Source organism: Paenibacillus sp. P4_E11 (assembly GCF_056401635.1).
The window spans coordinates 1-16,979 of sequence record NZ_JBFUIX010000107.1 but is presented as its reverse complement, the minus strand read 5'-3'; the positions used below and the strand labels follow the sequence as shown (position 1 = coordinate 16,979).

At 48.8% G+C, this 16,979-nt stretch carries 22 protein-coding genes; 2 read left to right on the top strand and 20 right to left on the bottom strand.

The genetic code is table 11. The features are described from left to right. On the bottom strand, positions 1–1,081 hold a 1,081-nt coding region (locus AC1DWB_RS27175; protein ID WP_477544229.1), incomplete at its 3' end, for a CCA tRNA nucleotidyltransferase. Between the two features lie 134 nt (positions 1,082–1,215). Between AC1DWB_RS27175 and AC1DWB_RS27170 the strand changes: the two genes are divergently transcribed. Further along, the gene (locus tag AC1DWB_RS27170; protein ID WP_477544228.1) at positions 1,216–1,389 is read left to right on the top strand and encodes a hypothetical protein; all 174 of its coding nucleotides are present in this window, start codon (positions 1,216–1,218) and stop codon (positions 1,387–1,389) included. 512 nt (positions 1,390–1,901) lie between these two features. Here the strand turns inward: AC1DWB_RS27170 and bshA are convergent. The 6 genes from bshA to AC1DWB_RS27140 all read right to left on the bottom strand — a co-directional run bounded on the left by bshA (position 1,902) and on the right by AC1DWB_RS27140 (position 6,164). Beyond that, positions 1,902–3,071, bottom strand: a complete 1,170-nt coding sequence (bshA, locus tag AC1DWB_RS27165) for an N-acetyl-alpha-D-glucosaminyl L-malate synthase BshA (RefSeq protein ID WP_477544227.1) — start codon at positions 3,069–3,071, stop codon at positions 1,902–1,904. A gap of 204 nt (positions 3,072–3,275) precedes the next feature. Then, positions 3,276–3,983 carry a bacillithiol biosynthesis deacetylase BshB1 gene (gene bshB1, locus AC1DWB_RS27160; RefSeq protein WP_477544226.1) on the bottom strand — a complete coding sequence of 236 codons (708 nt, stop codon included), beginning with the start codon at positions 3,981–3,983 and terminating at the stop codon, positions 3,276–3,278. Then, on the bottom strand, positions 3,980–4,402 hold the full coding sequence (locus AC1DWB_RS27155) for a methylglyoxal synthase (RefSeq protein WP_477544225.1): 423 nt from the start codon (positions 4,400–4,402) through the stop codon (positions 3,980–3,982). The genes bshB1 and AC1DWB_RS27155 overlap by 4 nt, the downstream gene beginning before the upstream one ends. A gap of 63 nt (positions 4,403–4,465) precedes the next feature. Next, positions 4,466–5,269: a 4-hydroxy-tetrahydrodipicolinate reductase gene (dapB, locus tag AC1DWB_RS27150; RefSeq protein ID WP_477544224.1), complete on the bottom strand. Its 804-nt coding sequence runs from the start codon at positions 5,267–5,269 to the stop codon at positions 4,466–4,468. Positions 5,270–5,282: 13 nt separating this feature from the next. Beyond that, positions 5,283–5,795, bottom strand: a complete 513-nt coding sequence (locus AC1DWB_RS27145; protein WP_477544223.1) for a tetratricopeptide repeat protein — start codon at positions 5,793–5,795, stop codon at positions 5,283–5,285. A gap of 30 nt (positions 5,796–5,825) precedes the next feature. Then, complete coding sequence (locus AC1DWB_RS27140; protein ID WP_477544222.1) at positions 5,826–6,164, bottom strand: nucleotide pyrophosphohydrolase; 339 nt, start codon at positions 6,162–6,164, stop codon at positions 5,826–5,828. Positions 6,165–6,302: 138 nt separating this feature from the next. Here AC1DWB_RS27140 and AC1DWB_RS27135 point away from each other — a divergent pair, with 138 nt between their 5' ends. Continuing rightward, positions 6,303–7,169, top strand: a complete 867-nt coding sequence (locus AC1DWB_RS27135) for a YitT family protein (RefSeq protein WP_477544221.1) — start codon at positions 6,303–6,305, stop codon at positions 7,167–7,169. Positions 7,170–7,175: 6 nt separating this feature from the next. Here the strand turns inward: AC1DWB_RS27135 and AC1DWB_RS27130 are convergent, their stop codons facing one another. From AC1DWB_RS27130 to AC1DWB_RS27070, 13 genes are all read right to left on the bottom strand, one after another. Next, entirely contained in the window at positions 7,176–8,054 is an 879-nt protein-coding gene (locus AC1DWB_RS27130) for a sporulation protein YpjB (protein WP_477544220.1), read from the bottom strand. Between the two features lie 90 nt (positions 8,055–8,144). Continuing rightward, positions 8,145–8,774, bottom strand: a complete 630-nt coding sequence (locus tag AC1DWB_RS27125) for a DUF1405 domain-containing protein (protein WP_477544231.1) — start codon at positions 8,772–8,774, stop codon at positions 8,145–8,147. A 79-nt stretch (positions 8,775–8,853) separates the two neighbouring features. After that, positions 8,854–9,735, bottom strand: coding sequence for a c-type cytochrome (locus AC1DWB_RS27120; RefSeq protein ID WP_477544219.1), 882 nt, complete (start codon positions 9,733–9,735; stop codon positions 8,854–8,856). Positions 9,736–9,819: 84 nt separating this feature from the next. After that, positions 9,820–10,491, bottom strand: a complete 672-nt coding sequence (qcrB, locus tag AC1DWB_RS27115) for a menaquinol-cytochrome c reductase cytochrome b subunit (protein WP_477544218.1) — start codon at positions 10,489–10,491, stop codon at positions 9,820–9,822. 17 nt (positions 10,492–10,508) lie between these two features. Then, complete coding sequence (locus AC1DWB_RS27110; RefSeq protein WP_477544217.1) at positions 10,509–11,045, bottom strand: Rieske (2Fe-2S) protein; 537 nt, start codon at positions 11,043–11,045, stop codon at positions 10,509–10,511. Positions 11,046–11,351: 306 nt separating this feature from the next. Next, positions 11,352–11,828 (bottom strand): DUF2487 family protein, encoded by a 477-nt coding sequence (locus AC1DWB_RS27105; protein WP_477544216.1) that lies wholly within the window; start codon positions 11,826–11,828, stop codon positions 11,352–11,354. 29 nt (positions 11,829–11,857) lie between these two features. Further along, entirely contained in the window at positions 11,858–12,064 is a 207-nt protein-coding gene (locus tag AC1DWB_RS27100) for a hypothetical protein (protein ID WP_477544215.1), read from the bottom strand. Between the two features lie 195 nt (positions 12,065–12,259). Further along, positions 12,260–12,436, bottom strand: coding sequence for an IDEAL domain-containing protein (locus tag AC1DWB_RS27095; RefSeq protein WP_477544230.1), 177 nt, complete (start codon positions 12,434–12,436; stop codon positions 12,260–12,262). A gap of 69 nt (positions 12,437–12,505) precedes the next feature. After that, complete coding sequence (locus AC1DWB_RS27090; RefSeq protein ID WP_477544214.1) at positions 12,506–13,012, bottom strand: gamma carbonic anhydrase family protein; 507 nt, start codon at positions 13,010–13,012, stop codon at positions 12,506–12,508. Between the two features lie 44 nt (positions 13,013–13,056). Then, entirely contained in the window at positions 13,057–14,250 is a 1,194-nt protein-coding gene (locus AC1DWB_RS27085; protein ID WP_477544213.1) for a hypothetical protein, read from the bottom strand. A gap of 171 nt (positions 14,251–14,421) precedes the next feature. After that, positions 14,422–15,474 (bottom strand): glycoside hydrolase family 15 protein, encoded by a 1,053-nt coding sequence (locus tag AC1DWB_RS27080; RefSeq protein ID WP_477544212.1) that lies wholly within the window; start codon positions 15,472–15,474, stop codon positions 14,422–14,424. Between the two features lie 133 nt (positions 15,475–15,607). Continuing rightward, on the bottom strand, positions 15,608–16,189 hold the full coding sequence (locus AC1DWB_RS27075; protein ID WP_477544211.1) for a histidine phosphatase family protein: 582 nt from the start codon (positions 16,187–16,189) through the stop codon (positions 15,608–15,610). Positions 16,190–16,273: 84 nt separating this feature from the next. Further along, positions 16,274–16,894 (bottom strand): anti-sigma factor family protein, encoded by a 621-nt coding sequence (locus tag AC1DWB_RS27070; RefSeq protein WP_477544210.1) that lies wholly within the window; start codon positions 16,892–16,894, stop codon positions 16,274–16,276. Positions 16,895–16,979 lie beyond the last annotated feature (85 nt).

Sequence of the window (16,979 nt, the reverse complement as noted above, 5' to 3'; positions counted from 1 at the left end):
CAGCGGCGCCTGGCGCGAGCAGGCGCAGCCAGCCGCGCACGGCGTCGGCGCCGTAGCGCACGCTGGCGCGCGCCAGCGCCTCGCGCAGCGGCGCGTCGGCGCCTGCGGCGCTCGGCGGTGCCGCGCTAGCMGCGCCTGTGCGCTCGCCCAGCCAAGCCTCCATCCACTCCTGCACGCGTAACAATGCTGTGATGGAGGCGCTTTTGCTTACGGAGAATCGAAGTTCTGCAAATCCTGCTTTCGCTGCCTCGGCAGAAACCCCCATCTGCAGCAACCAATACGCCCAACGCAAGTCTGTGCCTTCGAGCTCAACCAATTGACCTATCCACAGAGCTTGTCCATTTTCCATACCCGAGAAGTTATCGGACTGCAACTCGTCTGCAATCGGCCACGGTAACTTTTCCTTCGTATAAGTGAGCAGCCCACTCTCCTCCAGCAATCGGATGCCTAGATCGGGGCCAGCTCCGCCAATAATCTTGTCCAGCTCCGCCTGCACACGCTCCATGGCAATATGCTGAAGTAGCGGCGCATGGACAAGCAGGGCCTGCCAAGTATCGCACTCAATCGTCATGCTGTATTCACATGCGAAGCGTATGCAACGCAGCATGCGCAACGCATCCTCCTCGAATCTTGCGCGAGCATCCCCTACGCAACGAAGAATGCCCTTACGCATATCACCTTGCCCGTCAAAAGGATCGATAATAACACCCGCGACGTCCATCGCAATCGCATTCATCGTGAAATCCCGACGCTGCAAATCTTCGTTCAAATCCGATATGTATTCCACTTGCTTCGGACGACGATGCTGCTCATATTCCGCTTCTCGCCTGTACGTAGTGATCTCGAACGGTATTCCGTCCTCTACAACGGTAACCGTACCGTGCTGGAGTCCAGTTGGAATCGAATGGGGAAAGTAACGCATGACGTCTTCCGGCTTGGCGGAAGTGGCGATATCGATGTCTTTCAACGGTCGGCCCAGCAGCTTGTCCCTGACACAGCCGCCAACCCAGTATGCCTCGCAACCGTGAGAAACAAGCTGCATGAGCAACTTCCTGCCAACTTGTTCCATTCGCTCAGACATCAGTTACACTCTCCTTAAGCATCGACAAAACAAATTCGTATTACTAAGCTATATAAGGTTGGAAAAGACATTCGCGGTTAGAAATATGAAACTAAAGGGAACGTCTACTACAGCTCCTGCGGTTGGCCTTTCTCGTGCTGCAAGCCGATTCTTTCGGCTTACAACTCCTGTGGTTGGACTTTTTCGTGCTGCAAGCCGACTTTTTCGGCTTACAGCTCCTGTGGGTGGCCTTTCTCGCGCTGCAAGCCGACTTTTTCGGCTTACAACTCCTGCGGTTGGCCTTTTTCGTGCTGCAAGCCGATTTTTGAGGCTTACAGCTCCTGTGGTTGGCCTCTTTCGAGCTGCAAGCCGATTTTTGAGGCTGTCGATTCACTGTGGACAAGAGGAGTGGAAAGTGAAAAAGAGGACCCCAGCGAGTTTTGGCTTGAACCTCCATACCACTTGATCCCTTATACAATCAGGGAGGTTCAAACAAGATGTTTGAGCTAAAGGGGTCCTTTTTCACTTGGAACGGCCGTTTTTGCTTCTATCAACAGTTAATCGACAGCCTCTTTTTTTCGCCTATAGCTCCTGCGGTTGGCCTTTCTCGTGCTGCAAGCCGACTTTCGTGACTGTCAATCCATCGTGGACCCAGGAGTGGAAAGTGAAAAAGAGGACCCTGGCGAGTTTTGGCTTGAACCTCCCACCCACCACTATGTCCTTACAGCAATCAAGGGAGGTTCAAACAAGATGTTTGAGCAAAAGGGTCCTTTTTCACTTGGAACGGCGCCGCTTCTGCTTCAACAAGGAATGAATCGTAAGTCTCATTTCCGGTCTTACATCAAGCCTTACAAAGTTCATCCACATTGTACATCGGCATTGGTCGACCCAACACCCGATAATAGATTTCCTCATACTGAATCGTGATCAAATCGTTGCAAAATTTCGTACGAGCTCGTTCCAGGCAAGCCTTCGACATCGACTCGTACAGCTGAGGGTCGGTCAAGAGCGCGATCGCATGCTCAGCCATCTTCTCCGTATCGCCGATTTCCGCAAGGTACCCGGTTTCGCCATGAGTGATCAATTCCGGGATACCACCCGCATTCGAGCCGACTGTAGGTACGCCACAAGCCATGGCTTCCAGGGCGACCAGACCGAAACTTTCCTTCTCGGAGGGCAACAGCATCACATCGGCTAGTGAAATAACTTGAGCTATGTCATCTTGCTTACCGCAGAACAGCACCCTGTCGGTTAAACCCATCTCCTTGACTTTACAGATCATCTTGGACAATTCCGGACCTTCGCCGACGAACATCAGACGGGAATTGACTTTCTTGTTCACCTGAGCGAATATTTCCACTACATCCCCTACTCGCTTGACAGGGCGGAAGTTGGAAATGTGAATGAGCAGCTTCTCATCCGGTCTAGCATACTCTCTACGCAGGGTCGCCACATCACGCGGATAGTAAACCCGTTTATCCACAAAATTATAAGCAAGATCGATGTGAATATTCGTATTAATCGAGTTATACGTTTCTTTAATTAAATCTTGGGAAACCGCGGTTACCGCGTCACTCTTCTCCAAGGCTAGCTTAATTATGTCACTCAGCGACTCGTCTTGCCCAAGCACAGTAATGTCTGTTCCATGTAAAGTTGTGACCACTTTCAGATCGGTACCGACCATTTCCTTGGCTAGAAAAGCGCTTACCGCATGCGGGATCGCATAATGCACGTGAAGCAGGTCCAGCTTCTCCATCTTGGCTACCTGAGCCAGCTTACTTGCAAGTGCCAGGTCATATGGCGGGTATTTGAACACATAATAGTTGCTGACTTCCACTTCATGATAGAAAATATTCTTATGAAATTTGCCAAGACGGAATGGCACGCTATGCGTAATGAAATGGACTTCATGGCCTTTTTCCGCCAGCAGTTTTCCCAACTCTGTAGCGACGACTCCCGATCCTCCCAATGACGGGTAACAGGTAATACCGATTTTCAATTTGTCGCTCAAGCCGATTCCTCCTGTAGTTGAACAAGGATAAACGCCTAACGGCATTCTTTGAAGCCGTGCGTTTGCCGAGACGATGAACAATCTGCAAAGTTATACTTACTGAATCGTTAAAAGAAGGGCGTCAAAACGCTGGCCTTAAAGACACTAGCTTCTGATGCTCCTTCTTCGTATTCTCCTGTCTAATACATTGTATTCCGTATCCCGTCAGAATAGATGAACAGGATAAGGCAGCTTGCTTACAAAACCTTCCCCATAAGGAACTCCACATTTTTGTCCGAATAGCCGATCCCGTGCCTCGATCCGTTCCAGATAGCCCTGATTGAGTGGTGTGGCTACAAAAGAATTGTCGTTCCTAGCAGGCATGAACTGTGTACCATAAGCCAACAATGATTGCTGTTTCTGCTCATAGTGATCCGTCACGTCGACGATCAAGTCAGCCTCATACACGTCATTAATAAAATAAAAATATAATTGCGCGACCGTCACAGCTTCGAGTCCGGCTTCAGGCGCATATTTTCTCAGCTTTGCATTGAATACCGCTTCCTGTACCAACTGGCTGCAAGCTACGTGGTCCGGGTGGCGGTCCATCCAATAAGGGGCGAATACGATTGATGGCCGATGTCGGCGGATTTCGAGAGTAATGGCCTCTATGTAGGCTGGATTGATGAACAGACCACGATCCGGCAACCCCAAGTTCGTCCGTAGCGTCAATCCCAATGCTTGCGAAGCAGCCGCAGCTTCAGCTTGCCGCGTTTCGACGGTGCCATTGGAAGACATCTCGGCGTAGGTCAAGTCGCATATCCCAACCCGATACCCCGCCTTCGTATGCTTGGCGATCGTTGCACCCATACCAATCTCCGCATCATCAGGATGAGCACCCATAATGAGAATATCTAATGGAGCCTGACTCATTCCACTTCACCTGGCTTATATTTGTGAACGAGCTCTCTCCAGCCGAAATCACCTCTGTCGAGGGATTTAACTAGCAGCTCGGCCGTTGCAATGTTCGTGGCGCACGGAATTCCTTGCACGTCACATAGACGAAGTAAAGCTATAATATCCGGTTCATGAGGCTGAGCCATCAGCGGGTCGCGCAAGAATATTAGTAAATCCATCTCGTTTTTGGCGACTAACGCGCCAATTTGTTGGTCACCGCCTAGAGGTCCAGACATGAAACGGTGTATTTGAAGATCGGTGGCTTCCATTATGCGCGTGCCAGTTGTACCTGTTGCGAACAGTTTATGGCCTCGAAATACTTGCTGGTAGGCAGTTATAAAATTGACCATCTCTTCTTTTTTTCGGTCATGGGCAATAAGCGCAATGTTTAACATGGTAATCCCTCCGCTCCAGCATTCCGACTGTTCGACCGGCTGCCGGGTTCTATGTAAATCCGTTTAGTCTACAAAATGTTCAAATCCGTACACGATCCCCTTCAAGTCCATCACTTTCTTAACCGCGATATTAACACCTGGCATGTACCCTGCACGATCGTAGGAATCGTGACGAATTTTCAACGTTTGCCCGAAACCCCCGAATATGACTTCCTGCTGAGCGAATACACCTGGCAGTCTAACACTGTGAATGCGGAATCCGTTGTACAGACCACCACGGGCGCCATCAATCGTTTCTTCCTCATTCGGATTGCCTTGACGGAATTCTTCGCGATTAGCAGCAATCAGTTCAGCTGTCTTGATCGAGGTTCCCGATGGAGCATCCAGCTTCTGGTCGCCGTGGTATTCAATAATCTCAACATGCGGCATATATTTCGCCGCTTGGGCAGCGAACTTCATCATCAGAATCGCTCCAATCGAGAAGTTCGGAGCGATGATTCCGCCAATCCCGTTCTCGATACATAGCTTGTCCAACTCTTCAACGTCCTCAGGGGTGAACCCGGTCGTCCCAATAACTGGCCTTACGTGATTACGGATCGCGATCTTCGCGTTAGCAATGACAGAATGTGGTGTCGTGAAGTCTACCAACACATCGGCTTGTGTCTCTAACAACGCCGAGTCCAGATCCAACTTTATTCGTACACCACATTCTTCATTACCAACCAGACGACCAATGTCAGTCCCTTCGTTCGTGCGATCGATAGCCGCCACTAACTGCAGGGTGGGATCGCCTAACACCATCTTGACTACTTCCTGCCCCATTCTTCCGCTTGCTCCGGCTACTGCTACTTTAATTGTCGCGTTCATCTGTAATTCTCCTTTATCGTTTCATCGTTTGTTCTCTTTGTTCAAGCTGTTGTTGCAGAATGAGTATGTCTTCACGCTGTGGATCAAGCTTCAATGCTTCCTTGATGGCGGCTTCAGCAAGCGAGTAGCGTTGTAAGCCCATATAGGCTACAGCCAACAACACGTAGGCTTCCAAGCACAACACATCCAATTGAATAGCTTGCTTCAGTTTCGTCACTGCACGATTCAGGTCGCCACCCTCGTTCTCCATCCAGCGGCCTGCTTCGGTCACAAGCTCACGCGCTCTTACGTTACGATAATGATACCGGAATACGAATTGATCCGGCTGCAGGCGGACAGCATGTCTTGCATGCTCCATCGCGGAGATGAGCTTATTGCTTCTCGCATATGTGATCGATAGCCTATAGTGATACTCGGCATTGTTCGGCTCTTCGCTTACGGCTTGCTGGAACCATTCAATGGCTTGCTCAAAGTCGTGATTCAGAATCGATTTGTAGGCTTGCTTGATTTTATGATCCCCATCCATATGCTTCACCTCACCTATAGCATATGACGATTACCTTTCTTCGGTGATCCTTTTTGTCCATCGGTCGGCGTCCCTGGTCTGGAACTTGTGCATCACCCGATCATGCGCTTCAGTCAGATCAATCCCTAATGAGTTGGCGAAACAGATCGTGATGAATAGAATATCACCAAGCTCCAGCTCAATCGAGTTGTCAGCCTCCGTTGATTTCTTGGGCTTCTCCCCGAACTGATGATTCACTTCCCGGGCCAGCTCACCTACTTCTTCAGACATACGAGCCAGCATTGCTAACGGACTGAAGTAACCTTCCTTGAATTGGGATATGTAGGCGTCCACCTCGCCTTGCATTTCCTTTAACGATTTGTCGGCCATAGATCCCCTAGTCTCCCATCGTTTTTTACTATTTAACATGTTAACGCATCGGAGTTTTGAACACAAATCTTTTTTCGCTATAATGAGATCAATTGCTATCTATTACCGTTTCTCCATTACTCTTATGAGGTGCCCCCTATGGTTCATCAAACGAAAGTACAGCTCCGTATCCTTCTGCCCATTGTACTTGGGACAGCCATTTATGCATTTGGCTTGTATTATTTCGTCATTCCTAACGAGCTGATGGAAGGCGGATTGACCGGGATCGCTTTACTGCTCAACTACGCGTTAGGCATCCCTACATCTATGACCGCGCTCGTGCTGAACATTCCTCTATTCGTCGTCGGGTGGCGTGCATTCGGCCGCAAAGCTATAATGTATACGATATTCGGTACATTATCACTTATCTTATTTCTGCGGGTGATGGAGGTGTCCATTCATAAGGGTTGGATCGTTCCCTTTCAGACCAAAGAAGATTATTTCCTTGCGACCTTGTATGCGGGGGTCACGCTTGGGTTGGGACTAGGCATCGTACTGAGGTTCGGGGCAACAACGGGCGGGACCGACATTATCGCCAGGCTCATCTCCAAGAAGAAGGGCTGGAGCATGGGACAAGTCATTCTATCTATTGATGTGATCGTTATTGGTGCGTCCTTATTCTACATCTCGAAAGAGAAAGTGCTCTATACACTAGTTGCCGTGTTCATTGCCTCCAAAATCATCGATTTCATTACAGAAGGGGCCTATGCTGCACGGGCGTTCACGATCATAACAGATAAAGCGCCTGAAGTAGCGGAAGCGATCACCCGGGAGATGGATCGGGGTGTTACGCTGTTCGCAGCTCGAGGCGCTTATTCCAAGACTAACAAGGAAGTTGTCTATAGTGTTGTGGCCCGGCATGAAATGAGAACACTGCAGTCGCTTGTGAAGAGTATTGATCCCCTAGCGTTCATTATTATTACCGATGTGCATGATGTACTTGGTGAAGGGTTCCGGAATGAGTAATAGCTATTATTTCAAAAATTTGTCATTTCGATTTTTTCCGCTTCGTCCACCAACAATGTTTCGTTCCACTTGAAAAATTCGCCAAGCCGCAAACGCAAGCACTGCGATGATAATAGCACTGAGGAAGGCGATGCTTAGGACTGGATTGGAAGGCTCCACAAAGGGAACGAATGCTGCTGAATCTTTCCGCTGAAAGATGAGATCCAACGTTGTGTTCAGATGATCAATTCCTCCGGTAATATTGTTCAAATCCCACCTGGTCGCATGCAACTGTGTATTCACGAACGAGAATAAGGATTCAATTCGCTCTACTTCAGAGGGAGTCCGACTAATGATAACGGAAGGACGAATCACTTGATACTGCTCGGAAAGGCTGTTATAAGAAACAAGGGCATCTTCTACCTTGGCAGCTTGTACGGCATGAAGCAATTTCCCGACATTGTCCTTCATTCCTTTATAGTATTGCAGCCACATCGGCTCGTGCTTATGTGTCAAGGCGTCTGTCGCGAGTCGCACTCTTGCTGCCGCCTGTTGGCCCTCTAGCTTGGAATAGGCTACTGCATTCAATTCCCGCTTCGCTGCGACGACAGAATCGGTCAGAGCTTGCACGCCTTCTACTGTAGTTATGCTATTGAATCGGATCTGGGTTAGCTTATCCCCAATCTCATTCAGCTTCGTCCTCGCAGTAGTAACGTCTCCTTCCACAACCTTGCTGTACATCTCGTCCGCCGCCACATTCAATTGTTCTACTTGCTTCACAGCTTCCGGCTGAACTTGACTGCTCGATTTCTCCACTACTTTCTTCGAGCAGCCGCTAATCCATACCGCCATTACAATGAATGTAATCAATAAGCACCATCTTAGATAACGTCTGTGAACAAACATCAGGCATCCCCCTTTAGTATCGTTGGGGATGCCCGAAATGGATGCTTGTCCGGCGAGACAACCCCTGATCCAGCTTAACTACCGCTACGATTAGCGTATGGGGGGTTGTCCATTTTTAGACCATCGATATACGATTGCAACTAACATAAGACTGAACAAGCTGAGCGACAACGTAAACGCCTCGATGGAGGCGAGATCATCTCTGAGCACTTTAGGGAGCCAAGGGTAAATATCTCGATGGTAATCCAGAAAGTCGTTCAAGTACATCCATAATGCGACGAGCAGGAAATGAATCGGCCTTAGTGTGAATAGCCCGACGAATAGCAGCGCTTCAATGGCCATGCCTAGATGCGTGATGACCAGCATCCAATCTTGCCACACGAGCACATCTCCCTGCGCAGCTCCAGCGAATATCATCGTAACTGCCCAGATCCCGTATTTCACGCATGTAATGATCCCGAAGGCGACTGCCAATCGTCCTGGGAATGAGTCCCTGAGACGCTTATCTAGCAACAACAGCAACATGGCAATCGTGAAGAACAAGGAAGCGGTAGGGCTGTCTGGTACGAAAGGCAAGTATAATACACCCTGGTTGTCAGCTGTATAAATAAGTTGTTCCCCATACCACATGTAGCCGCCGATCGTGCCAATGAGGTTGAAGACGAATAATAGCACCACCATGGTGCGGTTGTATAACATTGTACGGAACCATGCCAGCATGTCAGACAATGGGAATCTCCCTCCTCAGAAAAAAACCTGACCATCGCTCGGTCAGGTTTCGGGTATCTCATTTTTGCTGCTATTGCTTCTTCTGCTTCGACAGCCATGTTACCATCGAATCGATTTCTGCATCGGTCAGCCCTTTTTTCTTGTTATCCTCGTATTGAGGAGGCATTCCGCCCTTGGTACCGGTCTTCACGATGTTCATGATCTCGTCCTTGCTGTGCTTATCACCGATTCCGCGAAGGGCAGGCATACCGCTTACACCCTTCAGGTCTTTGGCATGACAGTTCACGCAAGAAGCTTTCTGATAAACTGTATAACCAGGATCGTCTGAAGCGACCAGTTGAGCGCCGGCTGCAGGCTTCGCTGCTGCCGTTCCGCCGCCACCGGCTTTTTTCGCTGCGTTCATTTCCTCTTCACGCTTGATATGCTCGGGAATGATGTTCTTGTCTTCCAACTCATGCTGATAGTGTGACCAAGACGCAATCGTTAAGTTTATCGTTGCGATCAGACTAAGAATCATGAGCGTCGAAGCAATCGGACGACGGTAGAATCTACGCTGCTTGCCTGTATCCAGGAAAGGAGCCAGCATCAAGCCGCCGAACAGCAACCCCGGCAATATTAAGGTTCCGAATATAACGTAATCACCAGACGTATACGGGTATTTCAGCAATTGGTACATGAACAGGAAGTACCAGTCCGGCATCGGGATGAAAGCAGTGTTGAGCGGATCGGCCGGATATCCCAGTGGTGCTGGCTCCGCCATAACCAATACTAGGATTCCCACAAGCACAACTGCTCCAACCATCCATTCCTTCAGAAGGAAGTTCGGTACGAACGCTTCGGACTTTCCTGGATAAGCTGTATAATCCCGCGGGATCAACTTTTCCGTTTTTTTCTGCACGCGGGAGTCCCCAACGTACACAATCTTCTCATTCGAATTATGACCGTGCGCCAAGTGTATTTCCTCCTTCTTGTCGTTGTGGGTTCCCCGCAGAGTACTCGGAAACACTTCCAAGTCTCATCATCACTTCGTGGGGTACTATAGCGGTCCGGAAATGCCTTGCTTGCGGATCATGAAGAAGTGGCCACCCAACAAGGCAAGCAGTGCTGCCGGTAAGAAGAACACGTGGATCGCGAAGAATCGGGTTAATGTCTCTGCACCAACGATTTCTCCACCTTGCATCAAGGTTTTAATGTAATCCCCGATGAATGGTACGGACGCTGCGATCGAGATCCCAACCTTGGTTGCAAAGTAAGCTTTGTTGTCCCAAGGAAGCAAGTAACCGGTGAAACCTAGGCCTAGCATAACGAAGAAAATCAACATTCCCACGACCCAGTTCATTTCRCGAGGAGCCTTGTACGATCCTGTGAAAAACACGCGAAGCGTATGTAGGAACATCATTACAATAACCAAACTCGCTCCCCAGTGATGCATCCCGCGAACAATAACGCCGAAGGCAACCTGGTGCTGCAAATAGTCGACACTGGCATAAGCATTAATGATATCGGGCGTGTAATACATGGACAAGAACATTCCCGATAAAATTTGAATTACGACGATGAAAAACGTCAAGCCGCCGAAGCAGTATACGAAAGCGGAGAAATGATGAGCCGGGTTTACGTGTTCCGGAACTTCGTGATCCGCTACATCTCTCCACATTGGCGTAATATCAAGACGCTCGTCGATCCAATTATACATATTTTTCAACATTTGATCGAAACGCCTCCTTATTTCACAACATGTTGATTCGGCTGGATTTTCCCTAAATACACGAAGCCGTTATCCACTTTCACAACGAACTCGTCAAGTGGCGCTGGTGCAACTGCAACGTTCTTACCTTCTTTGGTGTAATGCGCTTCGTGGCACGGGCAAAAAAATTGGTTCGGGAACCTGGAATCAGAATTCCAGTTAACCGTACAACCCAAGTGCTTACATGTTGGCGACAAAGCGTAGATGCTGCCTTTTTCATCCTTCATGATCCAAGCTTCCACTTCCGCATCGCTCTCATACCAGCCATCCACTTGATGAACAGTGAACTTGAACGATTTGGGTTCGTTTGTAATTTTGCTCTCCTCTACAACCTTCACGAGAGCGCCTTCGCCTTTCGGCTTCAAGATAGGATCGACAGCGAATCGAATCATCGGAATGACCGGCCCTGCCATCAAAAATGCTCCCGTTCCACCGAGGGTATAGGAAAGGAATYGACGACGAGACATCTCACGTCGTGCTCTTGGTTTCTCGGTATGGTTGTTGTCTTCATGCATGAGTCTTCTACCCCCTTTATACAGTTGTATCTCAGTCGTTATTCGACACTTCTTCGCACGATACAGTAGCAACATTTCGCACATTGCACATGACCCAATTTACGATTTGTTGCACATCAATTCGCATATTAATAATTACGCAAATATGCGATTTGATGCAGGACATAACTATAATAGCTTACGTCATGTGGGGCGTCAAGAATGGATGGAACACAAATCCAATCCGAACTGAAATGATCCTTATCTTTGTTAACGAATTTGTCACATCTCATCTGCTCTTCTATATCGTTTGCAATTTATTTTCCATTAATACACGGTTTTGGTTTCATTCTCTGAAGATTCATCCACTGAACTGCTTTTCCATAACGCTCGTACACTTGCATCTACCTTCTCCTTGAACGCCTCACTGTTCATCGTGCGTCCCTCCGCGTCTTGTGGGCACAATACAACGTCGGCATGAGTGAGTGGTGTTGGGATCGCAGCAGGAAGTCCTGTTAATACAATGACATAGCGGAACCCGGACTTCTTCAACCGCTCACACACCAGATCAATCGCTTCTGTAGCTGGAGCATCATAGTTCACATAATGCAGTGCAGGATATGTAACCGTTCGTCCTTTATAAGGAATCTCAACGAATTCCAGCAGGCTTCTAAGAAATTCCAATTCCTGAGCAGCCTCCCACGGTTCTTCTGTTCCGTCTAACCCTGTTACCGGGAGTAGACACGTGTCTAAGTAAGGCTTGAGCTTGAACCATTCTTTACGATCGATATCGTTAAATTTCATTCCTATGTCCTCCTTACCTCTACCCTATGTTAGGACCGTGCGAACATCACGAATATGATGATCAACAGTACAGTAAATATGATGTAAAACAGAACTAGATTACGGGTTCTTGTTTTGGCTCCGGTTTTACGGTCATAATTGCCATCTGCTCTTTGGTTCTCTTTGGATAAGCCTACCCATAATGTGCCGGCAAGTGCTGCTGCCAGGATGACAAGGATGGCGATCACATACGACATAAATTGGCCCCCTATTGAATCGATCATTCGATGTTATTATATCAGACCGCTGCAGGAACAGCTTTACTGATTCTGACACATTTGTGACCATACAATTTCAAATTACCCCAGGACTAAAAAAAATAAACCCCACTATAATACGTGAGGCTTGGAGATGCATAATGTTATATCTACTCGAGCACAATACGGTACGATTCAAGACTGCAACAGCTTCAATTCGCGTGTCAGGTCAAGAAACGAGGCCTCATCTCCCCGAGCGAGTGCGTTATCGATCTCCTGATAGAGTGTCTGCCTTTTATGCTTCTTCACGGCTTCGTCTAGTATCATCTCTGCAAGTAAACCCAACATGGCTGCATAGCCAGAAACGTCCATTTTTTCCACAAGACATACCTCCCACCATAAGGGCACCGAAGTGCCTTCGCCTTCAGGATATGTGTTTCTTCACTCCAGCCTATATTCTCTTCCCTTCTGAACGTAGCTTTCCATCGTACGTTTCATCCGCTGCAAATCGTGTTCGTTTAATTCCCGGACCACTTTAGCCGGCGATCCAAGTGAAAGAGTGTAAGGTGGAATCTTTGTGTTCTCCGTTACGAGCGAACCCGCTCCTATTAAAGCATATTCACCGATGTTTGCGCCGTTTAGTACAATCGCCCCCATTCCAATTAATGTGCCTCTGCCTATCGTGCAACCGTGAATGATTGCACCATGACCGACCGATACGTCCGACTCGACAATTAATGGCTGATTCGTATTCACATGACCAATACAGCCATCCTGAATGTTCGTCCTGGCTCCGATACGAACGGGCGCCAGATCACCCCGCAGCACAGCGTTATACCATATGGAGCAGTCTTCTTCCACCTCTACGTCGCCGATCAGTTGTACACCTGCAGCTATGAATACCGTAGGATGAAGCTGCGGATTGAATTGTTTGTAAGGATGTAACATCGTGATCACTCCGTTCCATAAATTGGACTTGTTGAGGAGTGATTCTAGCAAGGGAAGGACAAATTGTCAATCTGCAGCGCAATCTTCTCTTCCTCAGCCACGTACGTACCGGTCACAATACCCGTGCCCAGCTTCGTCATCCGCACTACCTGGCCTTGCAGCTCGTCTTCCCCTAGCCGGATTAGACCCAGATGCATCATCATCTGTAATATCCGCTGTTCGAACACCGATTCGGACGTATCGTAGTAGAACGGCCGGATGAGCGGACACAATACGCGGGCTAGCGCTTCTACGCGAATCCAGTCTCTTGCCAACCGATCCATCCAATACACGATCGATTGCAAGTTCGGAATCGGATTTTTGTACAGCTTGAACCATATTCGGTACACTTGGGACAAATCTTCCCGGCGTCCTTCCAGAACGGCCTGCTTGCCCTTATCTGTTACTACGAGCCCGCTCTCTTGTTCTTCAAGCAGATCCTGATAGTAACAATAGTCATAGATCAGCGAGAAGCGGTTAGGGAAGTCCTTGAATCGCCGGCCATAGCCGAATCGCCAGACAGCCTTTGGCAGATCCTCAGTCACCGCGAAACGATCCAATATTTGCTGCAACGAACGCTTGTACATCGATCCATCAGCCGTCAGCGGTACTTCCTGGTGGTAGACGTAATGAAGCAAGTGATATATATCGTCGACAATTAGCCGCTGTTCATCGCGATACACGGGCGGCTCATCGGTATAAGTTAATTCGTTCTGATATTGCTGTGCTAACGTCTCTGTGAAACGCCGCTTCAAATCTTGAGGAAATTGGTACAAATAGCGTGTTTGCTGCGAATATCCATTAAACAACCAGCCACTATGCTTGAACTTGGCGATCATTTCGCGCGGGTTCCAGTTGTCAGCGGCTTTCTTATCTTGAGGAGCAGGAGGCGTCATCTGTCCAAGAGATGCCGGCGTTACGGGTCCCGTTGGGGTAAAGTTCGACAGACGGGCTCTTGCGACCAATTCTTCCAGACTGAACAAATCACGTTTATCGAATACGATAGAATTCAGAAACCGGATATCTTCCATGCTTAGCTTCGTCAACTGCTGCTCGAACACGTCTCGGCGGTTCACCTTGGAGAGGATCGATTGGATGAGCTCGTTCTTGGAATGCCCATTGCATTGACAGTCATACGTATTCGCAATACTGCTCAATTGCTGAATATCCGCATAGCACAACATATCCGCCAGATTCATAGTAGGACCTCCTCAAGCGTTTCGCAGAAACGCACTTCGTAAGCATAAACTCAAGCGTTTCTTACTCCTGATTCTATGACTCAGTATCGGTATATTTCAGGAAAATAAACGTCTACGTGTTCTGTGCAATAAAAAAACCTCCGCATCTATACGCAGAGGTTCAGTCCATTCCTATTGCATTCCAGTGCTGTGAGCAGCTTCCTTGGCTAATATATACATGGCGCTGCTCCAACCTAACGGTGTATTCGGATTCGGCCGGTTCGTCTGACTGAAGTATAGTTCGGGCAATATGCCYGACTCCAACATGATGTCTTCTGTCCAACGGACATAGTGTTCGGCACGCCCCTGATTACCGAGTTCAAAGTGACAGAGAGCAAGCCACGGCAGACCGAATGTCCATTCCGCTTCTGTTCCCTCATAGAAGGTTGGGGCGTGTCCTCGGCCGTGTTCCCCCTCCAATGTGCTGTAGTAGCTATCCCCGGCATATCGAATGACGCCACGAGCTCTGAGCAGATGTTGCTCCACTCGGGTAACGACGGTCTCGGCCAATAAGCCGGTGAATAACCGATAAGGATACACAAGGCTAAGCTGAGCCAGATCTGTCGGACGGTCTACAGACTCATTAGGAAATAAAGCCAATACCGACTTCAGTCCAGCTTGTATGAGTGGATCGGGAACGTCCACATACGGCTGAACGGCCTTCAATCCGGCTGCGCATGCACCCACGGAGGAGGTATGAACAGCTCTCCCTTCTTCCCACATCCCATTGTCCGGATCGCTCCAGTATTGTACGTTATCTAGATACCGGACGAGCTTTTGCACAATATCTCGATCTTTCTGATCGCGCATGATGGACTTCCMCGCTGCTGTCCCTGCACCGATCCCGAAGAGGAACGCACCAATCATGTCGTGCTGCACATGGCCCCAGCTCTGATCATGAATCTCGGTAACGTCCTCAGCCCGGTATCGCGCATGCACGTATTCCCATTCCCAGACGGGCTTAACCTTGCACAATATGTCCAGCTTCCACTCCATGTCCCGGAACAAATCGAGCATACGGCCATATGCCCGTTCATACGTATTTCCTGATTTGTTCAAATACGGCCACGACATATAGACAGTGTCTCTCAGCCATACATAAGCATAATGCTCGGATAAGCTTGCCAAATACAGGCCGTGCGGCAATCTTAGACGATCCAGCACCTGATAGCTTTGTTCCAACATGGTACATACCTCCTAGTGAGCTGTACCTTACGGTCAGCCTTCTTCGAAGCATAAGCACCGTCAGCGCTTCCTATATCATGTGCAACATCTGTCCGATTGGTTTCCGTCTTTCGGTTAAAAATTAATTGCTCTACTATGAAGTCGACTCCTGTAAATGCTCCGTACAGTTGTACTTTTCACATCGCCACTTGTTTGAGTCATAATGAACGATGCTGAGCCCCGTGTTTTGCAGCAGACCCGGCGGCATTTCATCCAACAGTCCATTCAGCATCGTACCGATAAATGCTCCATGACTAACGACCAACACTTTGTCATGGGCGTATTCGGCCATAAGCTCGTTCAGACTCAACTTCCCCCGTGCGAACAGCTCTTCATCCGTCTCTACGCCATGATCTAGCGTCTTCCATTGCTCACCCCATCGAGTGATTCGTTCTTCCAGTGTAGTCCCATCCAGGCGTCCATGCGTGCGTTCTCTGAGCCTGGAGTCCATCCGGATCTCCTTGATCCCCAACTCGCTAGCCAGGATCACAGCAGTCTCGAAGGCACGCTTGAGATCACTGCTAACGATAACGGTCCAGCCCTCATGCTTGAGCCGCTTGGCCAGCAACCCAGCTTGTCTGCGCCCTTCCTCATTCAGCTCAATATCATTTTGTCCTTGCAGCCTGCCTGATGCATTMCAGTCTGTGCTGCCATGACGAATAAATCCCCATTCCATTTCAATCCCACCTTGATGCGTTAGTACTATGATGATACTTCCGATTCACAAAAAAATAAAGCCTCAGCAGAGGCTTTAGGATAGTTAAGCTTTAGTACGGGACAACCAGTTCATAATGAGCAGCGTACTGGTCAGCCCAAGTAGAGACAATATAACGAAATAATCGGGGTAAGTGCGAATCGGCCCCATTCGAATCAATGTCGGTTCCTTAATACTCGCGGTCGCAATGGAGACGGCCATCTGCTTCGACTTGGTCGAATCTGGGCTGCCATTAGCTACGGCCACTGGCTTCAAGCCATAGATGGCGTTGCTCTCGGCGGAGTATGTGTTTGATCCGGGCGAAGTTTGGAATATGGCTAGCAGAAGACCTACAAGAAAGAGACTCATGCAGAATGCGATGGCGATGGTGACATTACGACGCAGCGCGAAGGAGATCGAATAGATCTTATCCGCCACAGGCATCCGCCACTTCTCACCGTCATAGATCCGCTTCATTACCTGGGTCGACATCGGCTCATACTGAGGAATGGTTTCCATCGTACCTACGGTATCCTTAATGAGTTGGGTACTTTCTTCCCAGATTGTGAATTCCTCCATGCACGCTTCGCACGACTCCAGATGAGCGTCGACCACTTGACGACGTTCGTCCTTCTCCGGCAAATCCCAATATTCTGCAAGCATGTCTTGAATGTCCGTGCACTTCATCGTTGATTCATCCCTTCATACTCTTTAAAGATCGGCTCCTCCAAATAAGGCTCCAACTGAACCTTCACGCTTGCCCGTGCGCGGA

Bases quoted from the DNA above. Each gene is read 5' to 3' on its own strand.
- bshB1 (WP_477544226.1), bottom strand. From the start codon at position 3,983: ATGAGTCAGGCTCCATTAGATATTCTCATTATGGGTGCTCATCCTGAT.
- AC1DWB_RS27155 (WP_477544225.1), bottom strand. From the start codon at position 4,402: ATGTTAAACATTGCGCTTATTGCCCATGACCGAAAAAAAGAAGAGATG.
- dapB (WP_477544224.1), bottom strand. From the start codon at position 5,269: ATGAACGCGACAATTAAAGTAGCAGTAGCCGGAGCAAGCGGAAGAATG.
- AC1DWB_RS27145 (WP_477544223.1), bottom strand. From the start codon at position 5,795: ATGGATGGGGATCATAAAATCAAGCAAGCCTACAAATCGATTCTGAAT.
- AC1DWB_RS27140 (WP_477544222.1), bottom strand. From the start codon at position 6,164: ATGGCCGACAAATCGTTAAAGGAAATGCAAGGCGAGGTGGACGCCTAC.
- AC1DWB_RS27135 (WP_477544221.1), top strand. From the start codon at position 6,303: ATGGTTCATCAAACGAAAGTACAGCTCCGTATCCTTCTGCCCATTGTA.
- AC1DWB_RS27130 (WP_477544220.1), bottom strand. From the start codon at position 8,054: ATGTTTGTTCACAGACGTTATCTAAGATGGTGCTTATTGATTACATTC.
- AC1DWB_RS27125 (WP_477544231.1), bottom strand. From the start codon at position 8,774: ATGCTGGCATGGTTCCGTACAATGTTATACAACCGCACCATGGTGGTG.
- AC1DWB_RS27105 (WP_477544216.1), bottom strand. From the start codon at position 11,828: ATGAAATTTAACGATATCGATCGTAAAGAATGGTTCAAGCTCAAGCCT.
- AC1DWB_RS27100 (WP_477544215.1), bottom strand. From the start codon at position 12,064: ATGTCGTATGTGATCGCCATCCTTGTCATCCTGGCAGCAGCACTTGCC.
- AC1DWB_RS27095 (WP_477544230.1), bottom strand. From the start codon at position 12,436: ATGGACGTTTCTGGCTATGCAGCCATGTTGGGTTTACTTGCAGAGATG.
- AC1DWB_RS27090 (WP_477544214.1), bottom strand. From the start codon at position 13,012: ATGTTACATCCTTACAAACAATTCAATCCGCAGCTTCATCCTACGGTA.
- AC1DWB_RS27085 (WP_477544213.1), bottom strand. From the start codon at position 14,250: ATGAATCTGGCGGATATGTTGTGCTATGCGGATATTCAGCAATTGAGC.
- AC1DWB_RS27070 (WP_477544210.1), bottom strand. From the start codon at position 16,894: ATGAAGTGCACGGACATTCAAGACATGCTTGCAGAATATTGGGATTTG.